This is a genomic window from Lacinutrix jangbogonensis (assembly GCF_000797445.1).
Taxonomy (GTDB): Bacteria; Bacteroidota; Bacteroidia; order Flavobacteriales; family Flavobacteriaceae; genus Lacinutrix; species Lacinutrix jangbogonensis.
On sequence record NZ_JSWF01000029.1, the window covers coordinates 166313 to 179414 of the forward strand.

Annotated in this window: 5 protein-coding genes and 1 pseudogene; 5 read left to right on the top strand and 1 reads right to left on the bottom strand. The window is 34.2% G+C overall.

What is annotated here, in order from left to right; translation table 11 throughout:
* Positions 1 to 119: 119 nt before the first annotated feature.
* Positions 120 to 1670, bottom strand: a complete 1551-nt coding sequence (amaB, locus tag RH82_RS11200; protein ID WP_034060779.1) for an L-piperidine-6-carboxylate dehydrogenase — start codon at positions 1668 to 1670, stop codon at positions 120 to 122.
* Positions 1671 to 2007: 337 nt separating this feature from the next.
* Between amaB and RH82_RS11205 the strand changes: the two genes are divergently transcribed.
* From RH82_RS11205 to RH82_RS11225, 5 genes and pseudogenes are all read left to right on the top strand, one after another.
* A complete protein-coding gene (locus RH82_RS11205; protein ID WP_034060781.1) occupies positions 2008 to 7593 on the top strand; it encodes an alpha-2-macroglobulin family protein in 5586 nt (1861 codons plus the stop codon).
* A gap of 154 nt (positions 7594 to 7747) precedes the next feature.
* On the top strand, positions 7748 to 8608 hold the full coding sequence (locus tag RH82_RS17870; RefSeq protein WP_052158315.1) for an SH3 domain-containing protein: 861 nt from the start codon (positions 7748 to 7750) through the stop codon (positions 8606 to 8608).
* A 10-nt stretch (positions 8609 to 8618) separates the two neighbouring features.
* Positions 8619 to 8926, top strand: a pseudogene (locus RH82_RS19260) (antibiotic biosynthesis monooxygenase family protein).
* 81 nt (positions 8927 to 9007) lie between these two features.
* Entirely contained in the window at positions 9008 to 11356 is a 2349-nt protein-coding gene (gene pbpC, locus RH82_RS11220) for a penicillin-binding protein 1C (protein ID WP_034060783.1), read from the top strand.
* A gap of 159 nt (positions 11357 to 11515) precedes the next feature.
* The coding region (locus tag RH82_RS11225) for a fibronectin type III domain-containing protein (RefSeq protein ID WP_034060785.1) at positions 11516 to 13102 on the top strand (1587 nt) is incomplete at its 3' end.

A 13102-nucleotide genomic window follows, 5' to 3' on the forward strand; every position in this document is an offset into this window, starting at 1 on the left:
GTTTGGTTTAATTATTGCAACTATTAAGTAGATACATAAAGCACAAAAAGGTTGCGTAAGAAATGTATAAAAAAAGCCACATCGAAAGATGTGGCTTTACACTATATTTTAGTCCTTAATTACAGGTCAAACTTAATCCCTTGTGCTAAAGGTAATTCATCTGAATAATTTACTGTATTTGTTTGTCTTCTCATGTATACTTTCCAAGCATCTGATCCAGACTCACGTCCACCACCAGTTTCTTTTTCACCTCCAAAAGCACCACCAATTTCTGCTCCAGAAGTTCCAATATTTACATTTGCTATTCCACAATCTGAACCTGCAAAAGATAAGAACTTTTCTGCTTCTTTCAATTCGTTAGTCATTATTGCAGAAGATAAACCTTGAGCAACACCGTTTTGAGCAACAATAGCGTTTTCAACATCTCCAGAATATTTTATTAAATATAAAACGGGTGCAAAAGTTTCAGACTGTACAATCTCGAAACTGTTTTTTGCTTCAATAATTGCTGGTTTTACGTAGCATCCAGATTCGTATCCTTCGCCTTCTAAAACACCACCTTCTACTAGTACGTTTCCGCCTTCAGCTTTTGCTTTTTCAATAGCAGCTAAATACGTGTTTACAGAATCTTTATCTATTAATGGTCCAATGTGATTTTTTTCGTCTAAAGGATTACCAATTGTTAACTGCCCATAAGCACCAACAATAGCATCTCTTACTTTATCGTAAACCGATTCGTGAATAATTAACCTTCTTGTTGAAGTACAACGTTGTCCACAAGTTCCTACAGCACCAAAAACAGCACCAGGAACAACGACTTTTAAATCTGCAGTTGGTGTAATAATGATTGCATTGTTTCCACCTAATTCTAATAAAGATTTTCCAAAACGTTCTGCAACTGTTGCACCAACAATACGTCCCATTCTTGTAGAACCTGTCGCAGATATTAATGGAATTCTATGATCTGTAGTCATCATTTCTCCTACTTTGTAGTCTCCATTAATGATACAAGAAATTCCTTCTGGCAAATCGTTATCTTTTAATACTTCAGCAATTATATTTTGGCAAGCAATTGAACAAAGCGGTGCTTTTTCAGATCCTTTCCAAACACATACATCTCCACAAACCCAAGCTAAAGCTGTGTTCCAAGCCCAAACTGCAACTGGAAAATTAAAAGCAGAAATAATACCAACAACACCAAGTGAGTGCCATTGTTCTCTCATTACATGTTGTGGTCTTTCCGATGGGATCGTTTGCCCATTTAAAGAACGAGATAAACCAACTGCGAAATCACAGATGTCAATCATTTCTTGAACTTCTCCATAACCTTCTTGCAAAGATTTTCCCATTTCATAAGACACCAATTTTCCTAAAGGTGCTTTTAATTCTCTTAATTTATTTCCAAACTGACGTACAATTTCACCTCTTTGTGGGGCGGGCATTGTTCTAAAAGTTAAAAATGCAGCAGTTGCTGAATCCATAACTTTTTCATAGTCTGCCTTAGTCGTCGTCGTTACTTTTCCAATTAAAGAACCGTCCGTTGGTGAAAATGAAGAAATTGTTTCTCCACTTCCAAAGCTATTAGAACCTGTAGAAGTTCCATTGTTTATGTCTTTTACACCTAATTGCTGTAAGGCTTCTTTTATTCCGAAATCAGTTGAAACTGCCATATTATATCTTGAATTTTTACGAATTATTAAATTTTGATGCGAATATACTAATAAATATGTGTTTTTAAAGGTATAACTTTCTTAAAAATAGTAACTTGAAGGCTATAAGAACGTTATTAAAACTAGATTGTCTTCATAGCCAACAATCTCATAAAATCTATCCTTAGAAACATTAATTATATTTATAAATTGAGTATTAAATTTTACTAAAAATAAAATTTTAACAAAATCATAACAACCAGTAAAAGACTAAAAGTAATCGTTCATGCGTAATTACATTAACAAGAACTCTCCTAGGTTTTCTGATCTCTGTAATTCATTTTAAACCAATTCTCCTATGCAATCTAAATCAATTTTTGCCTTAACGCTCTCTATCTTTTTGGCGCTTTCGTGTACAAAAAAAGAAACCAAAACCGATAACATCTTTAAGTTTAGAGATTATATTAGTTATACAACCTCAGGTGTAGTATCTACTTCAAGCAGCATTCAAATGAGTTTAACTAAAGAAGTTGAGGGCTGGGAAATTGGAAATGAAATTGATGCGAGTCTAGTATCTATTAAACCAAAGGTCTCAGGAAATTTGGAAGTAGTCAACAAACATGCGCTAACCTTTACGCCAAATGAGGCTTTAGATCCAAATACAGAATATTCGGTTACTATAAAACTAGGAACCGTTTATCCAGATATACCAGCAGAGTTTTCAAATTACACTTTTCAATTTAAAACCATTACACCAAACTTTAATGTTGTTACAAACGATTTACAATCGTATAGTAAAGAATGGCAATATATATTAGGCGTAGTAAAATCGGCGGATAAAATTACTACTGATCAAGCAAAGCAATTAGTTGAAGCGTCTCAAGGTGGAAAAAAATTAAATATTGAATGGAACGAAGAAAACGTACCAACCCGAATTTTCGAATTTAAAATTGATAGTATTAGTCGTAAGATTGAAGACAGTGCTATTTTAATAAAATGGAACGGTAAAGCGATTGACGCTAATAATTCTGGTAAAAATACTGTTGTAATTCCAGGAAAAAACAACTTCACGATTACAAAAATTGACGTGGTTCAAAACCCTGAACAGTATCTATCAATTAATTTTTCAGACCCTATAAAAAAGCAACAAAATTTCGATGGATTGGTAACCATTCACAATACTAAAAATCCTAAATATATTGTCGATGGTAATGTATTAAAAGCATATCCAGATTCAAAAATTACAGGAAATGTTACTGTTGATGTTTTTCAAGGCATTAAAAATACAGAAGGCTATAAATTAAAGAAGCCCTTTTCGGAAACGATCTCTTTCGAAGAAATTAAGCCACAAGTGCGATTAATAAACAGTGGTGTAATATTGCCAAACTCTCAAGAATTAAAATTTAATTTTGGAGCTGTAAATCTTAAAAAGGTAGATTTAAAAGTTATTAAAATATACGAAGACAATGTGCTTCAGTTTTTACAAGATAATGAGTTACAAGGCGGAAACGATAATAGTATAAGACAAGTTGGCCGACGTATTGCAAAACAAACTATTACACTTGTAAATGATGGTGTCGAAAACACAGGGAAATGGAAAACATATAGTGCAGATTTATCTAAAATATTCACAGCAGATCCTGGTGCACTTTACAGAGTAGAATTGAGCTTTAAAAAAAGCTACTCGTTCTTCGATTGCTCTGTAAATACAAACATTACAAACTCTGAAGACAACGACGCGTATTATGAAGATGAATATTATGAGGACGATTATTACGAGAATGATTATCAAGAAAGTGCATCAGACGACGAAAACGAACGTGAGGAAGAATATTGGGATAATGTAACTTATAGTTATCGCAGTAACAACTACAATTGGAGAGAACGCGACAACCCTTGTCATGATGCTTATTATAATCAAGATCGAGAAGTATCACAGAATTTATTAGCTTCAAACTTAGGTGTTATTGTTAAAAAAGGAGCGAAAAACAACTACTATTTTGCAGTTACAAATATTTTAAATACTAATGTTGAAGCAGCAGCAACCATAACATTATACAACTATCAACAACAAGAAATTTTAACCACCAAAACAGACCAAGAAGGCTTGGCTAAAATAGAAACAAATAGTCGCGCAGCATTCGCTATTGTTAGTAAAGGCAATAATAAAACATACATAAAATTACGCGATGGACGCTCTTTATCATTTAGTAAATTCGACATCTCTGGAAACCATTTACAACGTGGTTTAAAAGGTTATATTTATGGAGAACGCGGTGTTTGGAGACCAGGAGATTCATTACATCTTACTTTTATTTTGGACGATAATGGTAACAAATTACCAAAAGGACATCCTGTAAAAATGGAAGTTACAGATCCTAATGGAAAACTGGCTTACAAGAAAATTACAAGCAAAAGTATTAACGATTTTTACACCTTTACGGTACCAACTTCTATAGAAAACAAAACCGGAAATTGGAATGCCAAAGTAAGTGTTGGTGGTGCCACTTTTTATAAAGGTTTAAAAGTTGAAACTGTAAAACCAAACCGCTTAAAAATTAAAGTAGATTTTAAAGATGAAGTACTCTCTGGAAGTGAGGCATTAAACGGAACGCTTAATGTTAATTGGCTACATGGAGCGCCTGCGAAAAACGTAAAAACTGAAATTAAAGCAAAATTTAGTAATTCTTATACACCTTTTAAAAACTACAAAAAATATGTATTTAAAGATCCTTCTCGTACTTTTTCTCAAGAAGAATTAACCGTTTTTGAAGGGAATGTAGATGAAGAAGGGTTTACCGAAATCAAGAACAAACTAAGTGTAGGACAAAATGCGCCTGGCATGTTAAATGTTCAGTTTTTAGTACGTGCTTTCGAAAATGGTGGCGATTTCTCAATGGATGCTTTTACTAAACAATACGCGCCTTATAAGTCGTTTGTTGGTTTGCGCTCGCCCAAAGGTCGTGCTTATAGGTCTTTCTATACAGACGAAAACCAAACTTTTGACATTGTTGTGGTGGACGACCAAGGAAAACCAATAAAACGTAACGGACTAGAAGTAAAAGTTTATAAAATTGAATGGCGTTGGTGGTGGAACTCTTCTTACGATAATTTATCAAAATACACCTCAAGTTCTTTTCATAAACCATTTATGAATAGCAAAATTAACACAGATGCTAAAGGAAAAGCAAGTGTAACTATTAATGTACCAGAAGAAGAAGGTGGTCGCTATTTAATACGTGTTTACGACCCTAAAAGTGGACACGCAACTGGTTGTACTGCTTATTTCTACAAAAATTGGTGGAAAAAGCAACCAACAGGTGACAAAGAAGCGGCCAAAATGTTAGTCTTTTCGGCAGACAAAGAGAACTATAATGTTGGTGAAACAGCAAAAATCACATTTCCATCAGGAACAGAAGGTCGTGCTTTAATTTCTATCGAGAATGGCACAGAAGTTATTGATTACAAATGGCTAAAAACTAAAGCTGGCGAAACGGTTGTAGATATTCCTATTACTAAAGCAATGGCGCCTAATGTATTTGTAAATATTTCATTATTACAACCTCATGCGACAACTGCCAACGATTTACCATTGCGTTTGTATGGGATTATTCCAATTTTAGTAGAAGATCCAAGTACCAAACTAGAACCTGAAATTAGAATGCCTGGCGCTTTACGTCCAGAGGAAGAATTTACTGTGACCGTTTCAGAAAAAAACAATAAGTCAATGACCTATACTATTGCAATGGTAGAAGAAGGCTTACTAGATTTAACACGTTTTAAAACTCCAAACGCATGGTCGGCATTCTACGCTCGCGAAGCTTTAGGTGTAAGAACTTGGGATATTTATGATGATGTTGTTGGTGCTTATAGTGGTAGTATAGATCAAATATTCGCTATTGGTGGTGATGGTAGTGCGGCGGGTGGAAAAAACAAAAAAGCGAACCGTTTTAAGCCTGTTATTAAAGTGTTAGGTCCTTTTAAATTAGAGGCTGGCGGAAGCACAAGTCATAACATAAAAATGCCAAACTATATTGGTGCGGTTCGCACAATGGTTGTTGCCGGAAATACTAAAAATGAAGCTTATGGAAGTGCGGACAAATCTGTAGAAGTTAAAAAGCCTTTAATGGTATTAGCAACGTTGCCTAGAAAATTAAGTCCTGGTGAAAAAGTAACACTTCCCGTTACCGTTTTCGCTATGGAACCTAATATTAAAAATGTTACTATTAAACTAAAATTAAGTGGCGGAATTAAGATTACTGGTGCGCAATCTAAAAAATTATCTTTTCCGAAACCAGATGAGCAAATGGCTTATTTTGAGCTAGATGTAAGTCAAGCAAATGGTATAAATACTGTTGAAGTTATTGCTACTGGAAATGGCGAAAAATCGACTTATAAAGTGGAGTTAGATGTTGAAAATGTAAACCCGATAACGTCTCAATCGCTAGATCAAACCTTAGAGAAATCTGCTTCAGCGAATCTTGATTTTGATACTTTTGGAGTTACTGGTTCAAATAGTGCAATGGTAGAATTTTCAACCATGCCACCAATGGATTTCACGCGTAGATTACAATACTTAATACGCTATCCTCATGGTTGTGTCGAGCAAACGACTTCAGGAGTGTTTCCGCAGTTATATTTAAATGAAATTTTTGATATTCCGTTAAAGAAAAAACAAGAAATTCAATCTAATATCGAAAATGGAATTAAACGTTTAGGGAATTTTCAAAGACCAAATGGCGGCATGTCTTACTGGATGGGAGAAAATAATGCCAATGATTGGGGAACAAGCTATTCTGGACATTTTATGATAGAGGCTGAAAAACTAGGGTTCGTTCTTCCGCTTACATTTAAAAGCAACTGGATAAAATACCAAAAAGAAGCTGCTAGAAGTTGGAGACCTAGCTATAAAACGTACAATAGCGATTTAGCTCAAGCCTATAGATTATACACTTTAGCCTTATCAGGAAGTCCAGATTTAGGAGCCATGAATAGACTAAAAGAGTTTAGTGAAATTTCTAACGAAGCGAAATGGAGATTGGCTGCAGCTTATGCTTTAGCAGGACAAACAGAAGCAAGTAACGCTATTTCTAAAACAGCAAACATAGAATTCCAAGCGCCAAGATATAACTACTATACGTATGGATCTATAGACAGAAATCGTGCAATGGCATTAGAAACTATGGTATTGACCAAAGATTCTAGAATGCAAGAATTAGCAAGAACTTTAGCGAAAGATCTGTCAAGTAATCGTTGGATGAGTACGCAAACAACAGCTTACAGTTTATTGGCAATGGCAAAAATGGTAAAAGAAAATGGTGGAAAATCTTTAGATTTAGAATACACTATTAATGGAAAAACCGCAAGTATAAATACTAAAAGTGCTATTGCGCAAAGAGCATTAAAAGTAAGCAATGGAAATAATACATTAAACTTTAAAAATAAGCAAGGCAACATCGTTTATGTTCGTGTTCTAAATTCCGGAAAACTACCTTTAGGTCAAGAGTTAGTAGAACAAAGAGGATTGAGCACTAGTATTGTTTACAAAGATCTAAAAGGAAACGCTATCGCTATTAAAAACCTTAAACAAGGTCAGGATTTTGTGGCAACAGTTACAGTTTCAAATCTTAAAAACGAGCGTGTAACTGATGTAGCATTAACACAAATCTTCCCATCGGGTTGGGAAATTGTAAACACACGTTTTACAGCTTTTGGAAGTGCCACGAAAAAAAGCGATGCGCGTTTTGCAGACATTCGAGATGATCGTGTTAATTTCTATTTCGATTTAAATAAAAAAGGCAAATATGGAACCAATACGTTTAATGTAATGCTAAATGCATCGTATTTAGGAACCTATTATTTGCCAGGAGTCCAAGCTGAAGCGATGTACAATAACGAGTTTTTAGTGCGTACAAAAGGAAAATGGGTAACTGTAGAGAAGTAACCAAAAAATTTCAAAGGAAAGAATTTCCCAAAGTAAAAAAAACCATTATCACTTGAAACTAAACTTAAAAGGACGCTTTTAGTTCATATTTCAAGCGGTAACAATAACCAACCAAAAATGTTTAACTGTCATATTAATTTAAAACACAAACATTATGAAAACGACAAAACATTTTTTAACAGCAATTTTATTATTATTAGTAGCATTTAGCTACGGACAAGATTATGCGTATGTAAACGCAGACAGTGGTTTAACAGTTAGAGAAAGACCAGATATTGGTGCTTCAAAACTAGGGAAACTAATGTATAACGAAGCAGTGGAAGTTGTCGAAAAAACCAAAGTAAAATTGGTTGTAGTAGATCAAGGAAACAAAATCTCTGGCGAATGGGTAAAAATAAAAATGAATGGCTACCAAGATTTAAAAGGCTATGTTTTTAATGGTTTTTTATCTGAAACTAAAATACCAAAAATTATCAACGTTAAGTTTTCGGAAGCCAATGTTCATATTAAAAATTTATCTATTGTTGATGACGACGCGGTTCGTCATTTAGACTATGAAGACAATCTAGTTATTGATGTGAAATTGGGTCATTCACCTGAAAATAAAACTATTGTAATTAAAGATAGTAATTACAAAAGTGTAAAAGTTCTTCAGCGTTATGAAAATAGCATAACTATTATGAATGAAGGACCGCATTGCGATTTAATAGATTGGAAACATTATAATTCAGATTGGAAACCAGTTAAGAAAATAAACGAATTTAAGTTTGAAACATTATCTTATTCTGAAGCTGATTACAAGAAATTCTTACCTGTTACAATTGATGATTTAAAGCTAGCCGTATCTCAACAATGTGGTGAAGATTGGGCGAAATATATAGAAAAGGTAACAGCTATAAATCAATATCCAGCAGGTGTGACGACAAGTCGTATTTTTATAAAATTTATTTTAACTGATTTTGAAAATATCGTAACGGAAAAGACAATAGAATTTGTAATCCCAATGGGTTGCTAAATAATTATAAATGAAAAACTTTAAACCATACTACGCAGTGATTTTTACTTCCACGAGAACCAAAGGAGATAACGGTTATAGTGAAATATCTAAACTAATGGAATCCTTAGCAAAAAAAAAGACGGTTTTATAAACATGGATTCTGCAAAAAATGAAGTAGGAATCACTGTTAGTTATTGGGAAAGCTTAGAGGCTATAAAGAATTGGAAACAACAAACAGATCATATTCTAGCCCAACAAAAAGGAATTAAAGACTGGTATAATTGGTATAATGTTCGTATTTGTAAAGTGGAACGTGAGTATGAATTTAATAAATAAAACTTGTCACTTCGAGTGGTTTTCGAAGCATGATAAAATTGTATCGAGAAGCAATTATACAAATTCTCAATTCCACTTAAAATGAAATTAATAACCTACATAAAACGCAACAAAGTAAAGTCGATTATAGTCGCTATACTTCTACTTGCCTATTATTTCTGTTTACCAAAACAATTATTTAAAGATCCAACTGCAACAGTTATTACCAGTTCTAACAACACTTTATTAGGAGCTCAAATTGCTAAAGATGGACAATGGCGATTTCCAAAAAACGATAGTGTACCAGATAAATTTAAAATCTGCATTGTCAATTTTGAAGATGAATACTTTTACAAGCATCCCGGCTTTAATCCTATTTCAATTTTTAAAGCACTCCAACAAAACATAAATTCTGGCGAAGTAAAACGTGGTGGAAGTACGTTAACGCAGCAGGTTATTCGTTTATCTAGAAAAGGACAATCGAGAACGTATTTTGAAAAAATTAAAGAAGTAATTTTAGCAACACGCTTAGAACTGCGAGAGAGCAAAGACGCTATTTTAGCTTATTACTCAAGCTACGCTCCTTTTGGTGGAAATGTTGTTGGAATAGATGCAGCCTCTTGGCGCTATTTTAATAGAAATTCCCATGAACTATCCTGGGCAGAAAGTGCAACATTAGCCGTTTTACCAAATGCACCAAGCTTAATTTATCCAGGGAAAAATCAAGTGCGTTTGCTAAAAAAACGTAATAGGTTACTCGCTAAATTACGCGATCAAAAAATTATTGATTCCTTAACATATAATTTATCAATTGCTGAAGGCTTGCCTCAAAAACCTTATCCTTTACCACAGATTGCTCCACATTTACTTCAAAAAATAGCAAAATCAAATTATGGTGAACGTATTCAAACAACTGTAGATTACAAACTTCAAGAACAAGCAAATAACATTGTTTTTAATCACTATAATCTATTAAAACAGAATGAAATTCATAATATATCTGTACTCGTCTTAGATGTAAAAACCCGAGAGGTTTTAACATATATTGGAAACGCTCCAACAACTAAAAAAAACCAAAAAGATGTTGATGTTATTGATAAGCCTAGAAGCACAGGAAGCATTTTAAAACCATTTCTATATGCTGCGATGCTAGACGCTGGCGATTTATTACCAAATACTTTGGTAGCAGATGTGCCAACACAGTATGGTAATTATGTTCCTGAAAATTACAACAAAGAATTTGATGGTGCTGTACCTGCAAGTCGCGCTTTATCGCGCTCATTAAATGTTCCTGCTGTTAGAATGCTTAAAGATTTTGGATTGGATAGGTTTCATCATTATCTAAAAGACTTAAAGCTTAAAGACGTTAAATATAATGCAAATCATTACGGATTATCATTAATTCTTGGTGGTGCAGAAAGTAATTTATGGGATTTATGTAAAAGTTACGCGAGTTTTTCTTCAACTTTAAATCATTTTAATGAATCTTCTAGCGAATATTTTTCAAACGAATTTTGTGAGCCTACTTTTTTTGCTTCGGAAACTATTGACTTTGGAAAAAAATCGACAGAAAAAACACTGTTTGATGCTGCTTCAATTTATCTAACCTACGAAAGCTTAAAAGAGGTTAACAGACCGGAAGGCGATGAAAACTGGGAGTTTTTTGATGATTCCAAACAAATAGCCTGGAAAACAGGAACAAGTTTTGGCTTTCGAGATGCTTGGGCAATAGGTACAACAAAAGATTATGTTGTTGGTGTTTGGGTTGGCAATGCAGATGGTGAAGGAAGACCTGGTTTAGTTGGCGTTCAAGCGGCAGCTCCTATTTTGTTTGATGTATTCGATCTTTTACCAAATAGTGATTGGTTTACAAAACCGTTTGATGAAATGCAAGAAATTAGCATTTGTAAAGAAAGTGGTTATAGGTCTGGACAATACTGCGAAAACAGTATTAAAAGGTTTATACAAAAAAGCGGGCTCAAAACAAAACCGTGTCCTCATCATGTGTTAGTACATTTGGATGCCTCTAAAAGGCATCAGGTAAATTCATCTTGCGAAGATTTAAGTAGTATATCGAATATGCCTTGGTTTATACTCCCACCTTTAATGGAGTACTATTACAAATCCAAAAACCCATTTTATAAACCATTGCCTCCTTTTAGAAATGACTGTGTTGGAAACGAACAAATTAGTATGGATTTTATTTATCCTAAAAATAATAGTGCAATTTTTTTACCAAAAGATTTCGATGGAAAAACGAATGCCCTCATTTTAAAGATTGCACATTCTAAACCTAAGACTAAAATCTATTGGTATTTAAATGAAAAATATCTAGGAAACACTACTGATATTCATGATTTAGCCATTATTCCAGAAGAAGGAAAACATAGTATTACTGCTGTAGACGAATTTGGTAATGAAATAAAAAGAAAAATAGCAATTAGCAACTAAATGTAAAAATTTATTAAGGTTTTAACATCTATAGTACATTATTATTCATTTTATCGAAAAAAGAAAGCATTACGTCTATCTATAAACTTTTAGTATTGTATTTTAGCATATATTTAACATTCATTTTGTTTTAATTAACATACAAACACTGACCACATAATGAAAAAAATTACTCTATTGTTGATTTTACTTTGTTTAAGTTTATCAATTAATGCACAAACGTATTTAACCGAAAATTTTGACGCTGCCATACCAGCAACCTGGACAATAGATGATGCAGGAGGAGCAACTGGTGATTCTTGGGTTTCTGGTCAACAAGGAGGAGCAAACAGCCTAGATAGCTCAAATGCTGCTATAGTTGATAGTGATGCTAATGGAAATGGAGTTATTCTTCTTGAAACGTTAACGTCTCCTACTTTTGATACTTCTGGAGCAACTGCAATTTTTTTAGACTTCGATCAATTCTATAATAATGGAGGTGGTGATACTACAGATGTTGAAGTATGGGACGGAACAGCTTGGGTAAATGTTTTATCTCAAACAGCAGATATTGGATCTTTTATTGCGCCTGATCAACAACATATAAATATAACAGCTTATTCAAATGCAGCTATGCAAGTGCGTTTTGTTTATAATGATAACGATGTTTGGGCTTGGTATTGGTTAATAGATAATATAATTATTTATAATGCTACTTGCCCAAATCCTGATAGTTTAACTTTTATTAGTTCTACAGCAACCACTGCTAATTTCTCATGGACTGCAGGAGGAACAGAAACGGCTTGGGAAGTAGTTGTTCAACCTCAAGGTACAGGGCTACCAACAGGATCAGGGACTGCTACAACCACTAATAATCCACATGTTGCTATGGGATTAACACCAGCAACAAATTATGAAGCTTATGTAAGATCAGATTGTGCAGGAGATTTAAGTATTTGGGTTGGCCCAATAAACTTTGCTACAGAATGTACAACATTTGTTGCCCCATATACAGAAGGTTTCGAAAACGGAGGAACTATTCCGTTATGTTGGACAATGAATGGAGGCGAAGACTGGAATTTTAATGATGTACCAGGTTTTAATCATATTGGAAATAATGGAGTTATAACAGGAAGTACTGCTACTAACGGATTTTTTGCTTGGGTAGATGCTTCAGGAGATGATGGTCCAACAACTTTAGTAACGCCTTTAGTAGATGTGTCTGGATTAACAACACCAGCGATTACCTTTTACGAAATTAGTGATAATGAAGGTAATGCTAACTCTACTTTGGATGTAGAAGTTTGGGATGGAGCTGCATGGAACCCAATGGCAACTTACAACACTAATACTAGTGGTTGGGAACAACGCACCATTAACATAGGTACACTTACAATAACAGGTGACGTGCAAGCACGATTTATATTCTCTGAAACGGTAACAGGAGATTTCTACGATGATATTGCCATAGACGATGTTACTTTCGATGAGTTACCTACATGTGTAAACCCATCAAATCTTGCCGTTAACAGTACAACGTCTGCTACAGCAACCTTGTCTTGGGTGTCTAACGGAACAGAAACAGCATGGGAAGTAGCAATACAAGCACCAGGAACAGGAATACCAACAGGAGCAGGTGCACCGGCAGCTACTAATCCTTATGTAGCTATGGGATTAACACCAGCTACGACATATGAATATTATGTAAGATCAGATTGTGGTACAGAGTTTAGTGATTGGATAGGGCCATTAACCTTCGATACAGAA